Here is a 26,028-nt window from a genome sequence, read left to right as displayed (position 1 = left end):
TGCCCCCTAAATCTAGTCTGTGAAACTAATATATCTAACAGAAGCCGTCTATAGTGCATAAATGTTAGGATTGCCACAGAGAGAGAATAGTGTGCATAGAAGGAAAAAAAACTGAATGGCAGAAGTTGATAAGTCAATATCCTTTGATGGACGGGATATTCGACTGAAGGTAGGACTGTTAGCCCCCCAAGCTGGTGGGTCGGTGTTGATAGAATCAGGGGATACTGCTGTTTTGGTGACAGCTACGCGATCGCAAGCCAGAGAAGGCATTGATTTTCTTCCCCTCACGGTGGATTATGAAGAAAGATTGTATGCAGCTGGCAGAATCCCTGGTGGTATCATGCGGCGAGAAGGTCGTCCACCAGAAAGAGCGATTCTTACCAGCCGATTGATCGACCGTCCCCTTCGTCCTTTATTCCCTTCATGGTTACGGGATGATTTACAAGTAATTGCTTTCACCATGTCAATGGATGAGCAAGTACCCCCTGATGTCTTGGCTGTAACTGGTGCTTCTATTGCGACCCTAATTGCCCAAATTCCTTTTAATGGACCAATGGCAGCAGTGCGGGTAGGTTTAGTGGGTGATGATTTTATTATTAACCCCACCTATGCAGAAATTGAAGCAGGAGACTTGGATTTGATCGTAGCTGGTTCACCTGATGGTGTGATCATGGTGGAAGCGGGAGCAAATCAGTTACCAGAGCGCGATATTATCGAAGCGATTGATTTTGGCTACGAAGCAGTGCGGGATTTAATCCAAGCACAGCTTGATTTAGTAGAAGAACTCGGTCTAAAAATCGTCCAGGAAGCACCACCGGAAGTAGACCAAACACTAGAAAACTATATCCGCGATCGCGCAAATGCTGAAATTAAAAAAATCTTAGCGCAATTTGAGTTAACCAAAACTGAACGTGATGCGGCTTTAGATGTTGTCAAAGATGGGATCAAAGCTGAAATTGAAGCCCTACCCGAAGAAGATCCCATTCGAGTAGCAGCTACATCAAATAGTAAGGCACTTGGTAATACCTTTAAGGATATCACCAAATACTTTATGCGCCGTCAAATCGTTGAAGATAACGTGCGCGTTGATGGTCGCAAACTAGATGAAGTCCGTCCTGTTTCCTGTCAAGTTGATGTTTTACCTAAGCGGGTACATGGTAGCGGTTTATTTAACCGGGGACTAACCCAGGTTCTCAGCTGCTGCACACTGGGTACACCAGGAGATGCCCAAAATCTTAATGATGATTTACAAGTAGATCAACACAAGCGTTACTTGCATCATTACAATTTTCCCCCCTTCTCAGTCGGGGAAACTAAACCGATGCGTGCGCCAGGAAGACGGGAAATTGGGCACGGGGCTTTAGCAGAAAGAGCGATTTTACCCGTACTACCACCAAAAGAAAAATTCCCCTACGTGATCCGCGTAGTTTCGGAAGTGCTTTCTTCTAACGGTTCTACCTCAATGGGTTCAGTCTGCGGTTCTACCCTCGCCCTCATGGATGCTGGTGTTCCCATTCTCAAACCTGTCAGCGGTGCTGCAATGGGCTTGATCAAGGAAGGGGACGAAGTGCGCGTCCTTACCGATATTCAAGGCATTGAAGACTTTTTAGGTGACATGGACTTCAAGGTTGCAGGTACGGATACAGGGATCACAGCTTTACAAATGGATATGAAAATATCCGGTTTGTCTATAGACGTAATTAAACAAGCCATCGAGCAAGCTAAAGCTGCTAGGTTGCACATTCTGGATAAAATGCTCCAGACTATCGACACCCCCAGAGAGGAAACCTCAGCCTTTGCCCCACGCCTGTTGACGATCAAGATTGATCCCGACATGATTGGTCTAGTCATTGGACCCGGAGGTAAAACTATTAAGGGTATTACCGAAGAAACTGGTGCTAAAATTGACATCGAAGATGATGGTACTGTCACCATTTCCGCTGTTGATGAAAGCAGGGCGAAAAGAGCTAGGAACATTGTCCAAGGCATGACTCGCAAGCTGCATGAAGGTGATGTTTACGTTGGTCGTGTGACACGGATTATACCAATTGGTGCGTTTGTGGAATTTCTGCCCGGAAAAGAAGGCATGATTCACATTTCTCAACTCGCTGACTATCGTGTTGGTAAAGTTGAAGATGAAGTAGCAGTCGGTGATGAAGTGATTGTCAAAGTGCGCGAAATTGACAATAAGGGTAGAATTAACCTGACACGCTTGGGTATACACCCAGATCAAGCAGCTGCTGCGCGGGAAGCTGCGGCGGTGAATCGTTAATAACGATTAAGGATTTTAGATTTTGGATTAGAGATAAATCCCAATTCTAAAATCCGCGATGCCTTTTACAGCAGGCATCGCTGTATGATTTTTTTAATTATTATGAATAGAGTTAGATAAGGGATTTCCAAAAAATAAAATCCCTCATCAATACTTTTTGGTTAAGATCCCCCCATCTGCGGCGACTCCCTTAACAAGGGGGTAAAAGATGGTTGAAGCGCCTTTAAAAAGGGGGTGGGGGAATATTCCTAGTTTTGAAACCTTAACCGAACAGTATTGATTTATTATCTAAATGACTTTTTTCCGAGTATTTATACTTATTGTCAAAATTGATGCTTTCTATAATAATTATACTTGAAAAAGCTTAATAGTTTGATTATATCGGCATGGGTTTATGACTGCTAAACCCATTACACATATAGGGTTTGGTAATTTTGTAAAAGTTCAAATCTCAGCTATCACACGTACACAGTATTTTTTGAACAAGGATAGTCTTTTTTATGTTTGATTCTTCACTCAACAATCAAGACCTTTCTGATTTATCAACAAGTATTTTTACTACCTACAATGGCACGGCTTACGGGCTTTCCAACGAAGTTTTAAACCCTGTTACTAATATTCAAAATACTTCGGCTATATTAAGTTTAGGAAATGAATTAATTCCTCCCCTAACAAATAATTCTTTAGAACAAAAAATCATCTCTGCGGATTATTTAATCAGAGAAAAGTTTAGTAACTTGATCAATAATCCTGATTATAATAACTTGTTAAGTATTGTCTATGGAGTAAATTATCAAATAGATTTAGCAGCTTCGTTATTACAGACTCAAATTCATGAAGGTTTTAAAGATGTACAAATTAGTGTTATCAATTCGGAAATCTTAGGTAACGCTAATGGTGCTTATGCAGACTCTCTGAATACTATCTTTTTAGCAGATGATTTTGTTAAAAATAACTCAACTGAAATAATTGCTGAAGTATTAACAGAAGAATTTGGACATTTTCTTGATGCTCAAATTAATGAGATAGATAGTGCAGGAGATGAAGGAGATATTTTTGCCAAGCTAGTATTTAATCAATCTTTAATACCAGAAGAATTAAACAACTTAAAAGCAGAAGATGATTATGGAGTTATTTACTATAATAATCAAGTCATCAACATTGAAAAATCTGAACTTGAAATAATTAACAACATAGGAGAAACTTTAGTTATAAATGAAGATACGACTTTGGTTTTTCAATGGACACAACGAGAAGCAAAATATAATAATGAAATAGGAATCATAGTATTTGATAATCCTGAAGGTAAAATAGACGGAATATCACCCCAAGAAGCAGGTTATTTACAAAAAGCCTTAAATTCAGGAAAAAGTGAAGTTATTTTTGCTAAAGCAAATAGTGCTGGAAACTGGAAACAATTAGATTTAAAAGCTGGAGATTATCTCAGTTTTTATTTAGTTCAAAATGCCAGTACATCGGAGTATTTGAACAATCCCAATTCTATAACTGTTTTCTCATCCATTACAACCGCAAATACAGATAAATTTGATCATGTTATTAGTACAAATCTCGGTAAAGGAGTTTATCGTTTTAATTGGGAAGATTTAACAGGAGGTGGAGATAAAGATTTCAATGATGTAGTTTTCAATGTTTTTGAGAAAGGCTTTAATGCTGGAGGAAATAATACTCAAACAGTGTCATTAAGCGTTGAATTTTTATCTAATGAAGCAGCTTATAAAAATGAAATAGGTTTTTATTATGTTGATGATATCAATGGTAAGATTAACGGTATTTCTCCAACTGATGTTAATTATGCCAGAGAAGTATTCAAACAAGATAATTATCAAGTAATATTTGGAGAAGGTAACTATAGCGGAGTTAAAGAATATACTTTAACAGGTGGGCAATATATTGGATGGTATTTGATTTCTAACAATACCAGTGAGAGATTTTTACAAACCAATGCTAATAATAATCCTAATGGTGGAGTCGTAGCTTACTTTTCCTATGCTGAAGCTAACCCAGATAAATTAAATCATCTCATTCATTATTCTAGTAACCAAATGGGTTGGGAAGATGTTTTAGGACTAGGAGATAAAGATTATAATGATATAGTTTTTAATTTTAATTTTGGTGATCCCACAGATATTAACCCGCAAACTAATAACCCTCCTGTAGCTGATGCTGATAAAACTATTTCTGTAGAAGAAAATAGTCAACCTATTGCGTTAAATATTAACCCACCCATAGATTTTGATGGTGATACTTTAACTATTATGGTAAATCAATTACCAGATAATAGTAAAGTAAAAATCACAAAACAGAATGGTATTCAAGTTAATATTAACGATAGTTTAACCATCACAGAATTAACCAATCTTATATTTACTCCTGTAGCAGATGCTAGTGGTAATTCAGGTAGTTTTGTTTATACTGTCAGCGATGGTAAAGGTGGTAGTGATAGTCAAATCATCACTTTTAATATTACTACCAATAATATTGTTTCTGTAAGTAGTATTAATGCTGCTCCTGAGTTCGTTTCTAATCCTGAATTAGAGATAATTTTAGGTGAAAATTATACTTATGATGCAAATGCTGTTGATGAGGATAATGATACTTTATTCTATTCTTTATTAATCGCTCCTGAAGGTTTAACTATAGATAATAATACAGGTGTAATTAATTGGCAAAATGTTACTGTTGGTAATCATAATATTTCTTTATTAGTGGAAGATGGCAAAGGTGGACAGGATAGACAAGACTATAGTTTAAATGTTCTTGAAACAGCTATTAATCGTCCTCCTGTATTTGTTTCCACGCCTGTTGTTTATGGCAATATTAATACTGAATATCGTTACCAGGCTTTAGCTACTGATGCTGATGGTGACTCAATTACCTACAGCTTAAATCAAGCACCTTTAGGAGCATCAATTGATGCAAATACAGGTCTGATAACTTATACTCCAACCCCTTTACCTGTTGGTAATTTAACATTTGATACTTCTCAAAATCCGATATCACCTAATTTTTAAAATCATCGAGCATTTACTGATGACAATTTTGGCATAAATTATGGAAATGATAGAGATAATTTTGCCATTGGTGAAGGTTTTAGTATATTTAGTAATCGTCCATTGGGTGCTGTATTCCGAAGTGTTCTCACATTTGATATAAATTCTTTAAATTATCCTATTTCTTCAGCCAAACTCCTACTTCCTAAAAAACGAAGTAGTGGAGATACCATTGAAACTTTAGGATTGTTTGATGTATCTACAGACGCTAATGTTATTCACACAGCTTCTAGTTATATTAATCCATCTATCTATGAAGATATTGGCACAGGTACAAGTTACGGTACTTTTGATATCAAAACTGGAAGTAATATTAATAATTCTGAGATTATTGAGTTGGAATTAAATGATGCTGCTATTGAAGCGATAAATCAAGCCAGAGGTAAATATTTTTCAATTGGAATGTCTTTACTTTCTATTAATCCAAATAATCAAACTCAAGCTCCTGAATATTTATTTGTTGAAAATGGAAGTAATAGTATTCCCAGTTTAGTAGTTGAAACTGTACAAATCGCTAGAACAGAAAGTTTTGAAGTAGTCGCAACAGATAATAAAGGGGGTGTGGCTATTCAAAATTATCAACTCTCAATACAATCGCCTGATGATAACAATTATGATCCTGTAATTATATCTGATCCTATTCTCAAAGCTAGTACCAATCAAAATTATGTTTATGATGTTAATGCAATTGATCCTGAAGATGATAATTTAACCTATTCTTTAGTTACTGCACCACAAGGAATGACTATTGATGATTCAACGGGTGAGATAATTTGGGATACAGCAACTCAAACAATAGGTAATTATGATGTAACTGTCAGAGTTATTGATAATCGTGGGGGAGTTGATACACAAGAATTTGTGATTGAATTGAATAATAACCCATTGGGAACTATTACAGGTTTTAAATGGGAAGATTTGAATGGTAATGGATTCAGAGATCAAAGTCTAGAAGCATTTAATAATCTTGATTTAGTTTTACTACAAGACACTTCTGGTTCTTTTGTAGATGATGTCAATATCTTACGTAGCCTGATCACAGATTTAACTCACTCAATCTTGGAAATCGCACCCGATACGCAATTTGGAGTAGCCTCTTTTGCCGATAAACCAATAATTCCCTTTGGCCATCCACTCTTTGCTTATGTGTATCGAACTGATTTACCCATCACTGATAAGATTAATCTTTTACAAGAAACTTATGATAATCTTAGTGCAGGAGTATCATCTGGAGACTTACCAGAATCTAGTTTAGAAGCCTTATTACAATTAGCCTTACGAGAAAATGAAATCAATTTTCGTACCGATTCACAGCGTTATGTTGTATTAACTACAGATGCAGATTATCACAGAGCAGGTGACGGAGAATTAGCAGGAATTACAACCGCCAATAATGGAGACAACATTTTAGATGGTAATCCCCCCGGCACAGGTGAAGATTATCCTACAGTTCAACAAGTGAAAGATGCTGTAATCAATGCAGGTATTATTCCTATTTTTGCGGTGACAAGCGATGAAATTAGCAATTATCAAAATTTAGTTGATCAGCTTGGAGTTGGAACAGTAGTAGAACTTACAAGTAATAGCTCAAATATTGTGGAAGCGATTACTGATGGATTAGAACAAGTAGCACCATTTGAACCAGCTTTAGAAGGTATTACCGTTTATCTCGACTCTAATAATAATGGGATTCTTGATGAAAATGAACCCACTCAAATAACAGATGAAACTGGACAATATAAATTCACAGGTTTAGAAGCAGGTACTTATATTGTCAGAGAAGTTGTACCCACAGATTATGAGCAAACATATCCTATTGGACAACCAACAGATTCTCTAGGAGATGGTTTTGCTGATGTTATTCTTGACTACTTTAATAGTGGTGCTGGACCAATTGATGAACCTTATGGAATTGATAATAATGGAGATATACTTGCTTTAGTTGATACGAATATTATTTTGGGTAGTGATAGTTTAGGAGCATTATCACTTCCAACTGGGTCTTATGTAACAGTCGGTTTTACTGATGAAATTATCATTGATAAACCCGGAAATGACATTTTTATATTAGAAGATGGTGCGGCTGGAGACCAAGCAGAAGTTTACGTTAGTTCTAATTTAGAAGATTTTGTGTTACTAGGAACAGCTAATGGTGGTGAAACTTCTATTTTTGATCTTGCTTCCATTAGCTTTACAGAACCAGTTAGAGCTATCAAAATTGTTGGACTTGATAATAATGGATTAGTTCCCGGATTTGACGTAATTAATGTACAAGGATTACCCGGTAGTATTGCTAGTCCCGATTTTTATACAGTTCAACTAGAAGCCGGAGAAACCGTTAATAACATCAACTTTGGCAACAAGAAAATTGATCAACCTATTCCTAATCAAGCTCCCATATTCACTAGCACAGCACCCACAACAGCCCAAATAGGTGAATTATTAAAATATCAAGCTACCGCTACCGATGCCAATAATGATGTTTTAACCTATAGTTTACTGACTAAACCAGAAGGTATGGCTGTTGATAGTAAAACAGGTATCTTAATATGGCAACCAAAACAAAATCAAACTGGTAATAATCGAGTTGTTTTACAAGTTTCTGATAGTAAAGGTGGTTTAACCACTCAAGAATTTATTCTCAATACAAGAGGAATTAATACACCACCACAAATTATTTCTTCTCCCAACACTGTCGCTCTTTTAAACAATACCTACACCTACGAAGTCAGAGCTACAGACCCGAATAATGATACCCTCACCTATAGTTTAATCAATGCCATCTCCGGCATGAATATTAATGCTAATAGTGGTTTGATTGAATATACACCTACTCAGTTGGGAACACAAACTGTAGAAATACAAGTTACCGATAACTTTGGAGCTTCTAATATTCAATCTTATCAATTACAAATATTAGAAAATCTGCCTAATCGTTTGCCGACTATTACCTCTACACCACAAATATTAATCGGTTCAGGAAATTTATATCAATATGATGTTAATGCCACAGATCCAGAAAATACAACCATTACCTACGGTTTAACTAAGAAACCCGATGGGATGACCATTGATGCGAATACAGGATTAATTTCTTGGACAACTCAAGCTGATGTTAATGGTGATTTTCAAGTAACTGTTAGTGCTACCGATGCAGATGGTGGTACTGCATATCAAAATTATTATGTCAAAGTCTTCCCCAATCAAAATCCTGTCATTAGTTCTAAACCTGTAGAATTAACTCAAACAGGTTTTACTTATGAATATGATATTATCGCTGGTGATGTTGATGGTGACTCACTTACCTACACTTTAACAGAAGCACCAACAGGACTAACAATTGATACATTTGGCAGGTTAAGATGGCAACCAAAAACTGAAAATGAGGGAATTTATCCTATTACCATTAAAGTAGATGATGGTCGGGGAGGAATAGTTACTCAGAATTATAATTTAACTGTCACCAATGACGATATAGTTAAGCCTGTGGTAAATATAGGCTTTAGCAGCAATGTCATTAATATTGGGGAAACTGTTAATTTACAAGTTCGCGCAACAGATAATATTGGTGTAGAAAATCTGAATTTAACTGTAGATGGTACACCATTAACCCTAAATCCCAATGTTCCCAATGGACAAATAAATAATGCTACTTTTGTGGGAACAAATGCAGGATTATATCAATTTTTAGGCACTGCCATAGATGAAGCTGGTAATATTGGTACTGCTACTATTGAAGTGCGAGTAATTGATCCTAATGATACTTCATCGCCTATCATTGAGATTAATACCACTAATTTAGAAGCCACTCAAAGCATTATCAAAGAACCTACAGATATTATCGCTACTGTCACCGATAACAATTTAGAATTTTATCGAGTGGAATTTGCCCCTGCAGAAGCTATAAATTTAGATAATCTCGGTGAAAATGACCCTGATTATGTTTTACTCAGTGAAGGAAATAGCAATATTACCAATCAAACTGTAGCTAATTTAGATCCACGTCTTTTAGCTAATGGTAGTTATTTGGTGAGAATTACCGCCTTTGATTTTAGTGGTAATGGTAATGTACAAGGGGTAATTTTGAATGTATCGGGACAAAATAAACCCGGTGATTTTTCTTTAGAATATACAGATTTATCCATTCCTTTGACTGGTATTCCCATTGAAATCACTCGCCGTTATAACAGTTTAGAAAGCTCTAATCAAGGTGATTTTGGTTATGGTTGGGATTTAGGTTTACAAGATGCCAATATTGTTGAGGCATCTCCTGATGGACGAGATTTGAGCAAAGATAATTTCTTTGGTGGTAATAGCTTTAGTGTTGGTACTCGTGTTACTCTAAATACTCCTGATGGTAGAAGGGTTGGTTTTACTTTCAATCCTGTTGTTTCTCAGCCTGGTTTATTGGGTGCAGTATACGCCCCTAATTTTACTCCTGATGCTGGTGTGTTTGATAAGTTAGAAGTGGAAAACACTTCGTTAAGCATTCGTAGTGATGGTAGTGTAGGTTTATATTTATTTGGGTTCACTTATAATCCTTCCCAATATAAATTAACTACCAAAGATGGAACTGTTTACAATTATGACCAAAACTTTGGTTTAATTGATGTTAAAGACCGCAATGGTAATACTTTGACTTTCTCTGATGAGGGAATAGTTAGCTCAACTGGTGCAGAAATTGAATTTAAACGCGATACTCAAGGACGAATTACCGAAATAATTGACCCTGATGGTAAGTCAATTAAGTATAGTTATGATAGTAAAGGTAATTTGGTAACGGTAAGCGATAGAACTAATAACACTACTGAGTTAGTTTATAATGACCAAAATCGTCAACACTTTTTAACAGAAATTATTGATCCTTTAGGCAGAAAAGCCACTCGGACTGAATACGATGAGAATGGACAAATTAGCAAGATTATTGATGCTAATGGCAATGAATTAGAAATTAACTTTGATGCTGCTGCTTCTAGTCAAACTATCAAAGATCCGTTTGGTAATACCATTACTCGCATTTTTGATAATCAAGGTAATGTGATTCAAGAAGTTGATCAATTAGGCGGTATTACTTTAAGAACTTATGATGCGAATAATAACTTATTGAGTGAAACAGATCCGGAAGGCAATACCACCAGTTACACCTATGATAATCGCGGTAATAAACTCACTGAAACCGATGGGGAAGGTAACACTAAAACCTATACCTACAATGCTAATAATGATTTATTAACAGAAACCGATGCTTTAGGTAATAAAACAACATTCACTTATGATATTAGTGGCAATCTCACTAAACGAGAAGATGCAGAAGGTAATGTCACTACCTATAATTATGGTGCAAATTGGTTATTAACAACAGTCATTGATGCTAATAATCAAACCAGCACTTTTAGTTATGATAATTTTGGTAATCTCACAGAATTAGTAGATCCGACAGGTGCAAAAACTACCTTTACCTATGATAATAATGGCAGAGTTACCAGTGTCACTGATGCTTTAGGAGCAATTACCAATTACATCTATGATGAACAAGGGCGGTTAATTGAAAAAGCAGATCCTGAAGGTAGTAGTTGTGGTTGTGCAAGGGGTATTACCAAAACTGAATACAACGCCGCAGGTGAAAAAATTGCAGAAATTGACGCATTAGGAAGACGTACTGAATACCGTTATAATGAGCGCGGTTTATTAATTGAAACTATCCTTCCTGATAGTACACCTAATATTTTAACTGATAATCCTCGTACCAAAAATGAATATGATGCTTTAGATAGATTAACGGTATTTACCGATGAATTAGGACGGAAAACCTACTATGTTTATGACGCATTAGGAAGGGAAATTGAAGTTATCCATCCTGATAGCACACCGAATAATTTAAGTGATAATCCCCGGACTAAGAAAGAATATGATAAAGCTGGGTTAGTGATTGCAGAAATTGACGAATTAGGCAATCGGACTAAATTTGAATATGATGATGCAGAGCGATTAATCAAAGTAACTAATGCCCTCAATGAAGTCACTACCTATACTTATGATGCAGAAGGTAGACAAGATTCAATGACTGATGCTTTAGGGCGGAAAACTGTTTATGTTTATGATGGTTTAGGGCGACAAATTGAGGTTATCTATGCTGATAATACCCCTGATAATTTACAGGATAATCTCCGCAGTCAGACAGAATATGATGGTTTAGGGCGAGTTATTTCTGAAACTGATTTATCAGGAAATACCACTAAATATGAATATGATGCTTTAGGAAGACTGACGGCGGTAATTGATGCTTTAAATCAACGCACGGAATATAAATATGATGGGGTGGGTAATTTAATTGAACAAAAAGACGCAAATGAAAATATCACTAAGTTTGAATATGATAGTTTACGCCGTCTGCAAGGGACAATTTTACCGTTAGGACAAGAAAATAAAACCATTCACGATAAGATTGGTAATTTAATTGAGGTGACAGATTTTAATGGTGTTGTCACCACTTATAAATACAATGAGCGTAATTGGTTGATTGAAAAATCTTTCTCTGATGGTACACCTACAGAAACTTTTACCTATACTCTCACAGGAGAATTAGCGACTGTCACAGATAATCGTGGGGTGACAACTTATAGTTATGATGAACGCGATAGGTTAATTTCTCGGACTGAACCTGATGGAAGGAAGATTGAATATATTTATGATAATGCCGGAAATATTCTCACTTTAAATGTTCCTTCAGGAATAACCACTTATACTTATGATGCCCTAAATCGGATTGATACTGTCAAAGACGCTGATAATGGGGTGACTGACTATGATTATGATCTTGTAGGTAATTTGATTAAAACAGTATTTCCTAATGGTGTGATTGAAAATCAACAATATGACTTTTTAAATCGCTTACTTTACTTAGAAAACCGTAAGCAAATGGGCATTATTTCTAGTTATACCTACACTTTAGATGGTATGGGTAATCGTCTCAAAGTGGAGGAAAATGACGGGCGAATTGTTGAATATAGTTATGATAAACTCTACCGTCTCACCCAAGAAAAAATCACTGATACTGTTGCTGGTAATAAGACGATTCAATATCAATTTGATGCTGTAGGTAATCGTTTACAAAAGATAGATTCTGTTGAGGGAACAACTACCTACACTTATGATAATAATGACCGATTATTACAAGAAATCCTTGGCGGTAAGGTGACAAACTATCAATATGATAATGAAGGTAATCTCACCGCTAAAATAGAAAATGGGCAAAATCAGACTGTCTATGAATGGAATGCTAAAGGAGAATTAACAGCGGTAGAAGTCACGGAAAATGGGGAAACGGGACGGATTGAGTTTGAATATGACCATAATGGGATTCGAGTTGCTATTAATGTTGATGGGGAAGAAACTCGCTTTTTAATTGACAATAATCAACAGCAATATGCCCAAGTGATTGAGGAATATCAAGTTAATGGTGATGTGAAGACTACCTATACTCATGGTTGGGATTTGATTTCTCAAGATAATGGTAATAATCGTATTTACTATCAGGTGGATGGTTTAGGTAGCACTCGTCATTTAACAGATAATAATGGGGCTGTTGTGGTTGAATATGATTATGATGCCTATGGTAATTTAACCCGTAAAGTGGGGGATGCGGATAATAATTATCTGTTTGCGGGTGAGCAGTTTGATGATGCGGTAGATGGTTATTATTTACGTGCAAGGTATTATGATTCTGCTACGGGGCGGTTTGTTTCGACTGATCCGTTTTCTGGATATTTAGATCAGCCTGTCACACTCAATAATTATTTATATGGAAATGTAAATCCTGTTAATTTCATTGATCCAAGTGGTGAAGTGGCGATAGAATATGCTGCTCTTAATAAAAGAGCGCCTTTACTTGCTTCTGCTATAAGATGTCTTGGAGGTCAGGTTCTTACAAATGTTGCTGAGACTGGAGTGTATATTATTCTGACAGAGGTAGTACCTTATGTTGGTCAAGGAAAAAATGTCAATCGACGTTCATCTCGTAGTGTTCGTAGGATTGCCAAGGAAGCAGGAGAAGTTGTTGAGTTAATTAGAGTGAAGTTTCCTAATGCTGTATCAAAAACAGATCGAGAAATTGTTGAACAAGCAGTTATTTTATTATTTGAAGGATTAAATCAAAAGACTCTCAATAAAGTAAATCCTGTTGGTGGCAGACCCGATCTATTTAGAAAAGCACAACAAATGATAGATAATGTTTTTGATAAAATTCGGAAAGGAATCTGTTAATTTCATGATGTAAATCGCTTTTCGGTCAGTAGCATGGTGCATTAAGTGGCGATAATCTTTGACAAAAAAACCAAATTAACAATCCACCATAACGCACCAACTCTATCATCAATTAGATGCGTTATGCTATAGCTAACACACCCTACTTTTTCATTACCTAAGCATCATTTTCAAAAGAAGAAAAAATGTTTTTTACGAATAATTAGTATAACAATTGGAGGAGTGAAACAATGATGTGGCTGAATTCAATTATTAGCGCACTTCCTGGAGCTTTAATTAGTGGTGCTGTTATCTCATCAATATTTAATTGGCAATTAAATCAAAGACGTTTACAATTACAAACAACCTTTGAGCTTCATCGTGAATGGAATGGTGAATCACTACGCCTTTCCAGAAACTTAGGAGATAAATTTTTACTAGATAACGTAAGCTGATAGTTACAAATATTCAGCTTGATTTCTCGACTAGATCCCCCTAAATCCCCCTTAAAAAGGGGAACTTTGATTGATTTATTTTCCACTAAAAAAGGGGGACTTTCTTATTTCTTATTTCTTATTTCTTATTTCTTGTTCTCCCCTTATTTAAGGGGGGTTAGGGGGGATCACATCCGGCTGTGAGATCCCGCTAAATCCCCCTTAGAAAGGGGAACTTTGATTGATTTATTTTCCACTAAAAAAGGGGGACTTTCTTATTTCTTATTTCTTGTTCCCCCCTTATTTAAGGGGGGTTAGGGGGGATCAAATCCTTCAATAATAGTCACAACACCTGCTAAATTATCCAAAACCTCAAGATTATTAAACCTAATTACCTTTAAACCGTAACCTTGTAATATTTCCGTTCTTTGTAAATCATATTCTTTAGCGTTTTCTGTGTAGTGACTATCACCATCTATCTCAATGACTAACTTTAATTGAGGACAGTAAAAATCCACAATAAAGTTATCAATAGGGCGTTGACGATGAACTCTATATTTGAAATCGCGTAAATATTCATACCAAAGCTTTTTCTCGGCTAAAGTCATATTCTTTCTTAATTCTTTAGCTCTTGGTACAAGGTTTTTGTTGTATGGTAAATACATTTTGATCCCCCCAACCCCCCTTACTAAGGGGGGCTTTTAGTTTATATTATAAAGCTATAGGGCATTGCTTTGAGATTGGTTTGAATGAGATAGGCTTGAAATGGCGATGATGGTAATGAGCAAAGGGCGATTCGCTGTTCATTTTTCTGGTTTAGATAATATAATTAATTAGAGATAAAAAAGAGCTTGAACATGAACTACCAAGACATTATCACCATTGAACCAGGAAAACGTAGCGGAAAACCCTGTATTCGCGAAATGCGTATAACCGTATATGACATTTTAGAATATCTCGCAGGTGGTATGACAGAAGCGGAAATACTCGAAGATTTTTCAGAACTCACATCTGAAGATATCAAGGCTTGTTTATCTTTTGCAGCCGCGAGAGAAAAAAAATTATTTGTTGCATCTTTATGAAATTGCTCTTAGATGAAAATTTATCAGATAGAATTATCAGCAAAATTAACGATATTTATCCTGAATCTCAGCACGTTAAAACCTTGGGACTGATAAATACTGATGATGTGATTATCTGGGAATTTGCTAAAGTCAATAACTTTGTGATTGTTTCCAAAGACTCTGACTTTCATCAGCGAAGTTTGTTATATGGTCATCCTCCTAAATTTGTTTTTCTGCGAGTTGGTAACAGCCCCACATCAAAAATTGTGCAGATTTTAAGAGAAAATTTTACTACTATTATGCAATTTTATAACAGTGAAACGGAAAGTATTTTGGTCTTAATTTGAGTGTGATATTGTAGCCAGTAAATAAGTTTGGGTAGGATGGTGTTGAAAATGCAATGATGGTAATGTGCAAAGGGCGATCATAGCCTTTTCTAGCTTAATTTTGAACAATATTTTAAGTATTATTGCTCATTGACAAATAACCGATAACCTTAAATTGTCACAAATGCTGTCAGTTGGGTTGATTTAGATAGAGTTGAAAGAGCGATCACTCTCCAGTGAAAAGCGACATCACCCAAAAATGAGAGTTTATCATTCCTTGCCAATTTGTCAATTTCAGAGATTTTTGGTACATAAAGATTAAGTAACCTACATGGTTTACTTTTATCCCATACTTGACACAAAGCATAGTGAGTGCTAAACGTCTACCAGAAACCACCGCCAATGTCAGAATCACCCGCCAATCTTGGCAACATGGCTTTCTTGAAGGTGATGTCAGCGCCGGCGATTTTGAATGGCATTTTCAATGGCATTTCCGTCGAGGAGAACTGACTGTCAAGCCTTCCCAGGGTCGCGCTTTAATTAAAGAACCTCTCGGCCGCTTTTTGGAAAAACAAGATTATCAATTAGAACCAGGGGGTGATTATGCTTTTACTATTCGGGCTGAACTGTAAATAGAAGAATTCAGGAGTCAGGAGTCAGGAGTCAGGAGTTAGGAGTTAGGAGTCAAAATTTACTCAAACACCTTAGATTAATTCTTGCCTATTGCCTATTACCTATCTCCACTACAAGACTTTATCAGTAAGCCCTAATTAGTCAGTTGTCAGTAGGACTACTGGAAGTTAAGCGGTTAAGGTAGCGTTCAATTAACAGGATGGCTACGATATCATCTATTGGTCGCGGTGGCTGTCGCAAACCTTTTGGTAAGAGTTTGGTGAGTCCTGTTGGCGGGAACATCTGCCAATAGCGATCGCGTGCTTCTAGAGTTGTATAACGCTCATCAACTAAAATAATATTCAGGGAGGGAATTAATTCCTGATTAAGTTGCTGTTTCCACTTTTTCGCCGTGGTTTGATCTCCCATGACAATTAAGGAAATAGGAAATCTTTGGCGCAGTGATGAAATTTGAGCGATCGCCTCAGCAGCAGGAACAACTTGATAATAATACAACTGCCGATCCAATCCCATCACAGCTACACCACATTTATCTCGACCAGGATCAAAGCCTAAAATTGCAGGTTGTGTATTAGTCATAGGGAACAGGGAACAGGGAACAGGGAAGTGGGGAGATGGGAAGTGGGGAGATGGGAAGGATTAATAACCCAATCACCAGTCACTAGTCACCAGTCCCCAATCACCTTTTTAAGTGCTAAAAATAATTTGTCCATTCAAAATTGCTACAAGTTTGACTCTCAACGGACCGGCTGTATAGGTATCCTGAGCAGCTATAGCTTTAATTTCCAGCGGTTGATCGGATTGCTGCAATTGAGCAAAAAAGCGCAGAAAAGTGCCATCTATCTGCACAGTTTCCACAATACCAGCATTACGAGCGCGAAATTGAGAAGCAGAAATGATCAAATCTAGACGTTGCCGTAATTGATATGATGTCATAGTTTTCGTATCGGCATAAGTTGTAGCGAGAATCTCACCTGCGGAAAATACCAGTTGATTTGGCATTGCATCAGCAAAAAATTCTATCTGTTTTTCTCCCCTGACATAATTACCCGCAGAGAAAATTCGCACTACATATTCGCGACCATCTTGAATTTGTTTAATCAGTTGTTCAACTCTCTCTTGGGTAACACGCAATAATTCTGTATTTCCGGGAGTTGCACCAGGTTCGCTTAATTGAATGTTGGCATTGCGGTTAGCTTCCTGCAAAATTTGGATTACCACCTCACGAGCAGCCTTGGGTTGATCTACACGAACTACACCAGCAGCCATAACTTGACCACGAACTAAGGCCAGTTTACCCAAACGCAGGTCACGGTATGACTGATAATATTTTTCTAACCTTGCTACTTCTTGTTCTAAATATTGTTGTTGTTTCTCTAATTCTTTGAGGCGAGATTCCCTGGTGGCTATTACTTGCTCTCGCTTTTTGATTTCTAGATTGCGATTTTGAATGAGTTTATCTAAATTAGTAATTTTCTGATCACGCTGTTCAATAACTTCTTGGCGATTAGCAAGTTCGCGATCTCGTTTTTCAATCGCTGTCTTTGCCTCCTCAATCGCTTTTTTCGCTTCAATATATAGTCGTTGGCGTTCTGCCTTTAAGTCTTCCACTGCTGTCTGCAATGCCTGACGCTGATTATAAAGGCTTTCTAGTTCAGACATAGCTTGTCTGTACTGAATAACTACTTCACCAAGTCGGCTTTGAGTTCCTTGCAGTTGCGCTTGGGTTTTGGCTTGTTGACTAATAGTACGGTTGAGTTGAGCTTGTGTTATTCGTTGTTTGGCATTCGCCGCTTGTAAAGACTGATTAATTTTCTGTAGATCTTGCTGTGCCTGGGCTTGTTCTTTTCTAGCATCATTCAGCTTTTCTACTACCTGGCTTTTTTCAGTTTCTGCGGTTTTGAGTTGTTCTCGCTTGTTTATGAGGTCTTTCTGAATATCCTCTAACTCAAATACCCCTTTCCGCAACCCCTCATCAGCAGCAAATAAAATTGCTAAAGTTGAGGCGGAAATCACACCACCCGTAAAAATAGTTACTATTACCGCTGTGTTTTTTGGACGCAGATTGAATAATGAGAGGCGTGCTTTGCCAACTCGCGTGCCGATGCGATCGCCAACTGTGGCAATCACACCTCCCAGAATTAAAATTGCTGCTATCAGGATGTACCCGGTGGCCATCTTCAACTACCGCCAGAAATGCTTCCAGATACAGCCTACTACTTTCAACCATTGTCTGTGGGGGAAAGAAGATTGGCAAAAGTAGAATTTAGTCAATTTTTAAATTACCTCCGATTGTGGGTCTTTTTTCAAAACAGGACTTTTACCAACTTCCTCCCCCAGCAGCTTTTAAGTAAATTGCTTACTTAATGTGACAGGTTTATGCACAGTAATCTTTTTCTTGTGGATAGAAATCATTTTTTTCTCGCGTAAATCTCCCAGTAACCTAGTCACAGTAACGCGAGTAGATCCAATTGCTTCAGCGATCGCCTGATGAGATAGCTTCAAATCAATGGTAATACCATCAGCACAAGGTACACCAAAATCTCGACAAAGAATCAACAAAAAACTCACCAACCGAGAACCCATATCGCGGTGAGCCAAGGTTTCAATCATCATCTCTGTTTGCAGAATCCGCGAAGACAGCCCCCGCAGCATCAACATTGATAATTCTGGATTTTCCTTCAGAGCTTGCTCTACTTGTTCAATTGGTGCAGAAAGTAATTCTACCGCCGTAAAGGCAACTGCATGGTAAAATCTATCCGACTTATTGCCCGTTAGCAATGACAACACACCAAAAACGCTATTTTCCCGCAGCAATGCTACCGTTATTTCTTCTCCTGCCTCATATACCCTGGAAAGTTTGACAGCACCCTTGAGAAGAAAATAAACTCGTTCGGCAGGATCGCCGGGAAAAAAGATCGTTTTGTTGCGTTCAAACGTCTCGACAACTGGTGGAAAAGCTCCTGTTGCCATCTGACGAAAAACATTTGCTAGGGCTTTATCTTGTGTCACGATCATCTCCCTTCCCCTACCCAATGCCGGAAAAACAAAAACTGATTACCTAAGAATACACCTGAAAATTCAAGAAAGCACCGTCAACCTTTCTGTTGTTTCCTATACTCAAATCTATGAATTTATATTCTTATGTTTATCATGATACATAATTGTTGTTATTTTTAGTTAAAAATTGCTGATCAGTGGTTTCATAAACAGAACTAAAGAGGTTTTTTGGCAGAAAAATTTTTGATATCTTTATAACTTCTTAAACAATTAGCAGAAATTTTGTGCTGCTCAACACCCTACTGAATTAGATTTTTTCAAAAATATCGTCCCCAACCCAGTCAAAATAGGCTCGAATTCTAGTATAGAATAAGCAAGAATAAACATTATCTACGCCTGAATAGCTGATGATCTCAATCAATCTCTTGGTAAAATTACGGGATGACACGCTACTTCTAGTCAGACACTTAGCCCCAGTCCCAGCCTCTATTGCATTTACCAAGCAAAATTGATTTAAGGAGATCATCCAAAAATTAGGCGCGTAATGTGAATACAATTAGTCCCGACAGCTATTACAGTTATTAGCCAAGGGATAGAGGGTGTGTAGTTCACCCTGTTAGGTAAAATCTAACGAAATAAACCTCTGAGATATTTTTCTATGGTTTTATTAACTATGCTCCTAATGATTGATGACATTGACAATTTTTATGCTGAATCTGTCCGGTAAAAACGCCCTAGTCACAGGTATTGCCAATAATCGCTCTATTGCCTGGGGTATTGCTCAACAACTACACCAAGCAGGTGCTAACCTGGGTATTACCTATTTGCCAGATGACAAAGGTAAGTTCGAGAAAAAAGTCGCAGAACTAGTAGAACCCCTCAAACCGAGTTTATTCCTTCCCTGTAACGTCGAGAATGAGGAACAAGTTCAAGCTACCTTTGAAACAGTTCGCCAGGAATGGGGTAAATTAGACATCCTCATTCACTGTCTGGCTTTTGCAAACAGAGATGATTTAACCGGAGATTTTAGTCAAACCTCCCGCTCAGGTTTCAATAAAGCTTTGGAAGTTAGCACTTATTCATTAGTGCAATTAAGCGGCGCTGCTAAACCTTTGATGACAGAAGGCGGTAGTATTATTACTCTCTCTTATTTAGGTGCAGTCCGAGCTATCCCTAACTATAACATCATGGGTGTAGCCAAAGCTGGATTAGAAGCTAGTGTCCGTTACTTAGCCGCAGAACTAGGACCCCAAAATATTCGCGTTAATGGTATTTCCGCAGGACCAATCCGCACTTTGGCATCTTCAGCCGTAGGCGGCATCTTGGATATGATTCATCATGTGGAAAAGGTAGCTCCCCTGCGTCGCACCGTCACTCAGTTAGAAGTAGGTAATGCAGCCACGTTCTTATGTAGTGATTTGTCTAGTGGCATCACCGGGCAAATTCTGTATGTAGATGCAGGATATGAAATTATGGGAATGTAATAGGTGACTGGGGACTGGTGATTGGTGATTGGTGATTGGGAAAATCAACTAATGACCAATGACTAATAACTAATAACTAATGACCAATGACTAATGACCAATGACTAACAACCGCATTGCTACAGTTAAGCGTACTACCGGAGAAACTGATGTCCAAGTAACTATCAACCTTGATGGTACAGGCATCTGTAAAGCTGCTACAGGAATTCCCTTTTTAGATCACATGATTCATCAAATCGCCTCTCATGGGCTGTTTGATTTGGATATTCAAGCCAAAGGTGACTGGGAAATTGATGATCACCACACTAATGAAGATGTGGGTATTACTTTAGGTCAAGCTTTATATCAAGCAATTGGTAATAAAAAGGGCATTGTCCGCTTTGGTAATTTCCTTGCACCTCTGGATGAAGCTTTGATTCAGGTGGCTTTAGACTTTTCTGGACGACCTCATCTTAGTTATGGTTTAGACATTCCTACCCAACGGGTGGGAACTTATGATACTCAACTGGTGCGGGAATTTTTTGTGGCGTTGGTAAATCATAGTCAAATGACCTTGCATATTCGCCAACTTGATGGGATCAATTCTCATCACATTATTGAAGCAACTTTTAAAGCTTTTGCTAGAGCTATGCGAATGGCGGTAGAAATTGATCCGCGTCGTGCTGAGACTATTCCTAGTTCCAAAGGTGTGCTATAAGTTACTACTGTAGTGGCAGAAAGCTACTCGCTTGGCGATAATTGACACATTAATTTAGTGAAGTTTATTATCGTGCTAACGTAAAACCTGTAATCAATCACACTCAGTCGGTAATTAGTAATTTAACCAAGATGAATTCTGTTACAGACACTCCCGATCCTCAACTGCATCCTGTAGATCAGCCTCCAGTAGTCCTGACTTCTGAGTTGCGAAAAATCTATCGCACGGGTTTTTGGCTGAATCAAAAAGTTATATCTCTTAAAAGTTGTTCTTTACAAGTTTACCCAGGGGAAACTTTTGGGTTACTCGGTCCTAATGGTGCTGGTAAAACCACGCTGTTAAAACTTTTGCTGGGAATTATCCGGCCTTCTTCTGGCAGAGGATTATTATTAGGTAAGCCACTAGGCGATCGCTCTGTGAAGCAACGAATTGGTTATTTACCAGAAAATCCCTATTTATACGACTATCTCACCGGCTGGGAATTTTTGGAATTAGCGGCTGGGTTATTCCAAATTCCCTACAAGGTACAACGTCAACGCATTCCCCAACTACTGGAATTAGTCGGTTTATCCCAAACTGATGCTCGTAAAAAACTGATGCGTCGTTATTCTAAAGGAATGCTTCAACGTGTAGGCATGGCTCAGGCATTAATTAATGATCCAGACTTGGTATTTTTAGATGAGCCTATGTCTGGACTTGATCCCTTGGGACGTTATCAAATGCGAGAAATTATCCTCTCACTCAAAGCAGAAGGGAAGACAATATTTTTCAACAGTCATGTTTTAAGTGAAGTAGAACAAATTTGCGATCGCATTGCTATCCTGGCTCAAGGAGAATTAATTTGTGCTGGTTCTCTCAATCAACTTTTAGGTACAGAAAATACATATCATGTTAGAGGACAGGGAGGAGATGGAGAAGTTCTGAAAAAAAGAATACCTGATCTGAAATTTGAACCTGATGGTACTTGGCACGGTATTTTACAAGAAGATTACTATGATTTTTTTGCCAGTCTCCGATTAATGGGTGGAAAAATCATCGCTATGAAGCTATCCCATCAATCTCTAGAGGAGTTCTTTATCCAACAGATACAAAAACCCAATTCTTCAATTAACTAGTTTTTTAATACCATTAAATCCACACATTTTATATTTAGAGACAAGTAATATGAGATACTGTTTCTAAATCAAGAGTTAATTCAAAAAGTAATTCTCATTGGTTAAGAGACAAGGTAGAACTGGAAAAGCAGAAAAAAATTTTACTCTCAGTCTAGTCAGCTTTTCCTATACCAACTGACAAATCCTAGATGTTGAACTTAGTGATATTATGTTGGCAACTATAAATTAGAAAGTCCCAGATTGAATAAATCATGAAAATATTGCATCCATAAATATAAATTCTGCTTCTTAACTATTGACTAATTTCAGAAAACTTGCTCTAATCGTTAACAATTAATTTATTCTGCCGAGTTCAGCTTTAAATTAACTTCACTAAAAATTGAGAATCCTTATTAAATTAAATCCGGACAATCAAGATTACTTAGGAAGATAACATTGTCGGGGAACTTCAATAATTAAGTATAGTCAACGTTAAAATGTTTAGACATTACTTTACAAATCCTACTCTCAAAGTCTCAGGTAAATATGCTTAATATACATTTGTGGAAAATTTTAACTCATTCAACTACTAGTGTAGTTTTGTTAACGAGTCTCAATGTCGTTTTACCATCTGTTAGCCTAGCGCAGCAACAACGAGTATCACCAACATCAAGCATATCGACAGATTACTTATTAGGCGGCGGTGATCGAATTCGTGTAAATGTATTTGAAGTACCCGAATATACAGGAGAATACCAAGTTCCCCCAGGTGGTGCGATTAATCTACCTTTAATTGGCAGTATATCCGTTCTCGGATTAACAACAGAACAAGCATCTGACGAAATAGCCAGAAGATATGCTCGTTTTCTCAAACGTCCCCTGATTTCCGTGAATTTGTTATCCTCTCGTCCCATCAATGTTTTTGTAGCCGGAGAAGTGACACGACCAGGATCTTACACTCTCAGCTTAGAAGGAAGTGGAGGAGACAACCCCGGTGTACAATACCCAACCGTATTAGCAGCACTAACCACAGCCCAAGGGGTAACACTAGCAGCAGATGTAACTAAAGTACAATTACGCCGTAAAATAGGACGTTCTGGTGAGCAAGTTATCAGCTTTAACTTGAAGGAACTCACCCAAACAGGCAGAATAACTCAGGATATTACCTTGCGGGACGGAGACACCATCGTAGTACCCACCGCCACAGATTTCAACGTTGCTGAAGCCCGCAATTTATTTGCAGCCAACTATGCAGCTAGTCAAAGCTCACCCCGCACCGTAGCAATTACAGGTCAAGTTTACCGTCCCGGTTCTTATCTTGTGACATCAGGTGCTGGGGGCGGAAATGATGGTGGAGCGCCGGGAACTGGCTTACCAACTGTAATGCGGGCAATTCAACTAGCTGGGGGAATTACCTCACAAGCGGATGTGCGGAGTATTAAAATCCGCCGTCCTACAAGAATTGGCTCAGAACAAAGTTTAAATATTAATCTCTGGGAATTATTACAAACTGGGGATTTAAATCAAGATGTGGTGTTGCAAGATGGAGATACAATTGTTGTTCCCATAGCAACAGATATTAACACAGCAGAAGCGACTGAATTAGCCACGACCACCTTATCACCTGCAAAAATTCAAGTAGGGGTAGTAGGAGAAGTTAAAAAACCTGGATTAACAGATTTACAGCCTAATAGTTCTTTAAATCAAGCTCTGCTGGCTGCTGGTGGGTTTAATGATGCTAGAGCTAGTAGTGCTGCTGTAGATTTGGTTCGTCTTAATCCTAATGGTACTGTTACTAAACGGGTAATAAAAATAGATTTCTCAAAAGGTATTAATGAGCAAACAAATCCTATTCTTCGCAATAATGATGTTGTCGTAGTTGGCCGTTCTGGTATTGCTAAGACTAGTGATACATTGAGTACTGTAGCAGGTCCGTTGGGAATTATCTTTAATTTTCTCAGGTTTTTTGGACTCTAAAATACTGTTTATACTAAATACGGTTAGGACTTGGACTTTTCTAAAATTAGGAAAACCCTGGATGTGTAGGGGTAATTCATGAATTACCCCTACCTATAGAATCTAATGATTAAGCCGTTTGGAGTATACCGAAAAAATGGGTTTAAAGTTCCCCGTCCTTCTAGGACGGCTTGCTGATAATTCCAAAGCCAAATAGCGAATTCCAGCCTGCATAAGCAGGCTTTGTTTTTTGAGATATAAAAAAAGCTCCTGCGATAAAGCAAGAGCAATAAAACCAATTAGTTATCAGTGATAAAAGAAAACTAGCAAAAACCTAGTCAAGGTCGCCCATAGACATAACTGGTTCATTCTCACGGTTAATACCTCTTTCAAAACCACCAGCAGCCGCACGAGCGCGTCCTGCGTGCCACAAGTGACCAATGAGGAAGAAGAAACCTAGCACGAAGTGAGAGGTAGCCAACCATGCACGAGGAGATACATAGTTGAAAGAGTTGATTTCGGTAGCCACACCACCTACAGAGTTCAAAGAACCCAGAGGAGCGTGAGTCATGTATTCAGCCGCGCGACGAGCTTGCCAAGGTTGAATATCATTCTTGATTTTTTCTAAGTCAAGACCGTTAGGACCACGGAGAGGCTCTAACCAAGGACCACGGAAATCCCAGAAGCGCATGGTTTCTCCACCGAAGATGATTTCACCTGTAGGAGAGCGCATCAAGTATTTACCTAGACCTGTCGGTCCTTGAGCAGAACCGACGTTAGCACCTAAGCGTTGGTCACGAATCAAGAATGTTAAAGCTTGTGCTTGAGAAGCTTCAGGACCAGTAGGACCAAAGAATTCGCTGGGGTAAACAGTGTTGTTATACCAAACCATGCAAGAAGCAATGAAGCCCATCAGGGACAAAGCGCCCAAGCTGTAGGATAGGTAAGCTTCACCAGACCAGATGAAAGCGCGACGCGCCCATGCAAAAGGTTTGGTAAAGATGTGCCAAATACCACCAGATATACAAATTAAGGCAATCCAGATGTGACCACCAATCACATCTTCCATGTTATCAACGCTGACAATCCAACCTTCGCCACCAAAAGGAGACTTGATTAAATATCCGAAGATAACAGCAGGGTTTAAGGTGGGGTTAGTAATTACACGCACATCACCACCACCGGGAGCCCAGGTGTCATAGACACCACCGAAGAACATAGCTTTCAATACCAACAGCAGCGCACCACATCCCAGGATGATTAGGTGGAAGCCGATGATGTTGGTCATCTTGTTCTTGTCTTTCCAGTCGTAACCAAAGAAAGATGAATACTCTTCTAAGGTTTCTGGTCCACGAACGGCATGATAGATACCGCCAAAACCCAGAACAGCGGAAGAAATTAGATGCAGTACACCAGCTACAAAGTAGGGGAATGTATCAATCACTTCACCACCGACACCAACGCCCCAACCTAATGTGGCAATGTGAGGGAGAAGAATTAAGCCCTGTTCGTACATGGGCTTTTCTGGGATGAAGTGAGCAACTTCAAATAAAGTCATTGCTCCAGCCCAAAACACGATTAAACCAGCATGGGCTACGTGAGCGCCAAGTAGTTTACCGGAAAGGTTAATCAAACGTGCGTTACCAGACCACCAAGCAAAACCGCTTGATTCTTGGTCACGTCCACCGCCTATAACTGATCTATTAGAGAGCGTTACCACGTGGTAGTACCTCCTCTGGGAATATGAACTGTTCGT

16 protein-coding genes are annotated in these 26,028 nt (G+C 38.1%); 11 read left to right on the top strand and 5 right to left on the bottom strand.

Features of this window, described 5'->3' with window-relative positions; genetic code table 11:
* The first annotated feature begins 115 nt into the window (after nucleotides 1-115).
* The 4 genes from VB694_RS07335 (at nucleotide 116) to VB694_RS07320 (ending at nucleotide 14,039) form a co-directional block, all read left to right on the top strand.
* Nucleotides 116-2,272, top strand: coding sequence for a polyribonucleotide nucleotidyltransferase (locus VB694_RS07335; RefSeq protein WP_323359658.1), 2,157 nt, complete (start codon nucleotides 116-118; stop codon nucleotides 2,270-2,272).
* A 500-nt stretch (nucleotides 2,273-2,772) separates the two neighbouring features.
* Nucleotides 2,773-5,304: a DUF4114 domain-containing protein gene (locus tag VB694_RS07330; RefSeq protein WP_323359657.1), complete on the top strand. Its 2,532-nt coding sequence runs from the start codon at nucleotides 2,773-2,775 to the stop codon at nucleotides 5,302-5,304.
* A 102-nt stretch (nucleotides 5,305-5,406) separates the two neighbouring features.
* Nucleotides 5,407-13,605 (top strand): putative Ig domain-containing protein, encoded by an 8,199-nt coding sequence (locus VB694_RS07325; RefSeq protein WP_323359656.1) that lies wholly within the window; start codon nucleotides 5,407-5,409, stop codon nucleotides 13,603-13,605.
* Between the two features lie 230 nt (nucleotides 13,606-13,835).
* Nucleotides 13,836-14,039, top strand: coding sequence for a hypothetical protein (locus VB694_RS07320; RefSeq protein ID WP_323359655.1), 204 nt, complete (start codon nucleotides 13,836-13,838; stop codon nucleotides 14,037-14,039).
* 293 nt (nucleotides 14,040-14,332) lie between these two features.
* Here VB694_RS07320 and VB694_RS07315 read toward each other — a convergent pair whose 3' ends face one another.
* Nucleotides 14,333-14,683, bottom strand: a complete 351-nt coding sequence (locus tag VB694_RS07315; protein WP_323359654.1) for an endonuclease domain-containing protein — start codon at nucleotides 14,681-14,683, stop codon at nucleotides 14,333-14,335.
* A gap of 192 nt (nucleotides 14,684-14,875) precedes the next feature.
* Between VB694_RS07315 and VB694_RS07310 the strand changes: the two genes are divergently transcribed.
* The 3 genes from VB694_RS07310 to VB694_RS07300 all read left to right on the top strand — a co-directional run bounded on the left by VB694_RS07310 (nucleotide 14,876) and on the right by VB694_RS07300 (nucleotide 16,040).
* The gene (locus VB694_RS07310; protein WP_323359653.1) at nucleotides 14,876-15,100 is read left to right on the top strand and encodes a DUF433 domain-containing protein; all 225 of its coding nucleotides are present in this window, start codon (nucleotides 14,876-14,878) and stop codon (nucleotides 15,098-15,100) included.
* Nucleotides 15,097-15,429, top strand: a complete 333-nt coding sequence (locus VB694_RS07305; RefSeq protein WP_323359652.1) for a DUF5615 family PIN-like protein — start codon at nucleotides 15,097-15,099, stop codon at nucleotides 15,427-15,429. The genes VB694_RS07310 and VB694_RS07305 overlap by 4 nt, the downstream gene beginning before the upstream one ends.
* A 347-nt stretch (nucleotides 15,430-15,776) precedes the next feature.
* Complete coding sequence (locus tag VB694_RS07300; protein WP_323359651.1) at nucleotides 15,777-16,040, top strand: DUF3146 family protein; 264 nt, start codon at nucleotides 15,777-15,779, stop codon at nucleotides 16,038-16,040.
* A 142-nt stretch (nucleotides 16,041-16,182) separates the two neighbouring features.
* Here the strand turns inward: VB694_RS07300 and VB694_RS07295 are convergent, their stop codons facing one another.
* The 3 genes from VB694_RS07295 to ntcA form a co-directional block, all read right to left on the bottom strand.
* Nucleotides 16,183-16,620: a pre-16S rRNA-processing nuclease YqgF gene (locus VB694_RS07295; protein ID WP_323359650.1), complete on the bottom strand. Its 438-nt coding sequence runs from the start codon at nucleotides 16,618-16,620 to the stop codon at nucleotides 16,183-16,185.
* Between the two features lie 108 nt (nucleotides 16,621-16,728).
* Nucleotides 16,729-18,219 (bottom strand): DUF3084 domain-containing protein, encoded by a 1,491-nt coding sequence (locus VB694_RS07290; RefSeq protein ID WP_323359649.1) that lies wholly within the window; start codon nucleotides 18,217-18,219, stop codon nucleotides 16,729-16,731.
* 168 nt (nucleotides 18,220-18,387) lie between these two features.
* The gene (gene ntcA, locus VB694_RS07285; protein ID WP_190564903.1) at nucleotides 18,388-19,059 is read right to left on the bottom strand and encodes a global nitrogen regulator NtcA; all 672 of its coding nucleotides are present in this window, start codon (nucleotides 19,057-19,059) and stop codon (nucleotides 18,388-18,390) included.
* A gap of 689 nt (nucleotides 19,060-19,748) precedes the next feature.
* Here ntcA and fabI point away from each other — a divergent pair.
* The 4 genes from fabI to VB694_RS07265 all read left to right on the top strand — a co-directional run bounded on the left by fabI (nucleotide 19,749) and on the right by VB694_RS07265 (nucleotide 24,293).
* On the top strand, nucleotides 19,749-20,525 hold the full coding sequence (gene fabI / locus VB694_RS07280) for an enoyl-ACP reductase FabI (protein WP_323359648.1): 777 nt from the start codon (nucleotides 19,749-19,751) through the stop codon (nucleotides 20,523-20,525).
* 100 nt (nucleotides 20,526-20,625) lie between these two features.
* Entirely contained in the window at nucleotides 20,626-21,222 is a 597-nt protein-coding gene (hisB, locus tag VB694_RS07275; RefSeq protein ID WP_323359647.1) for an imidazoleglycerol-phosphate dehydratase HisB, read from the top strand.
* Between the two features lie 131 nt (nucleotides 21,223-21,353).
* Entirely contained in the window at nucleotides 21,354-22,337 is a 984-nt protein-coding gene (locus tag VB694_RS07270) for an ABC transporter ATP-binding protein (RefSeq protein ID WP_323359646.1), read from the top strand.
* Between the two features lie 525 nt (nucleotides 22,338-22,862).
* Nucleotides 22,863-24,293 (top strand): polysaccharide biosynthesis/export family protein, encoded by a 1,431-nt coding sequence (locus VB694_RS07265; RefSeq protein WP_323359645.1) that lies wholly within the window; start codon nucleotides 22,863-22,865, stop codon nucleotides 24,291-24,293.
* A 313-nt stretch (nucleotides 24,294-24,606) separates the two neighbouring features.
* Here the strand turns inward: VB694_RS07265 and psbC are convergent, their stop codons facing one another.
* Nucleotides 24,607-25,992, bottom strand: coding sequence for a photosystem II reaction center protein CP43 (gene psbC / locus VB694_RS07260; protein WP_323359644.1), 1,386 nt, complete (start codon nucleotides 25,990-25,992; stop codon nucleotides 24,607-24,609).
* Nucleotides 25,993-26,028 lie beyond the last annotated feature (36 nt).

It is taken from the genome of Anabaena sp. UHCC 0451, from assembly GCF_034931405.1.
Classification (GTDB): Bacteria; Cyanobacteriota; Cyanobacteriia; order Cyanobacteriales; family Nostocaceae; genus RDYJ01.
Note: the sequence above shows the minus strand (reverse complement) of the source record. Positions and strands in the feature narration are given on the sequence as shown.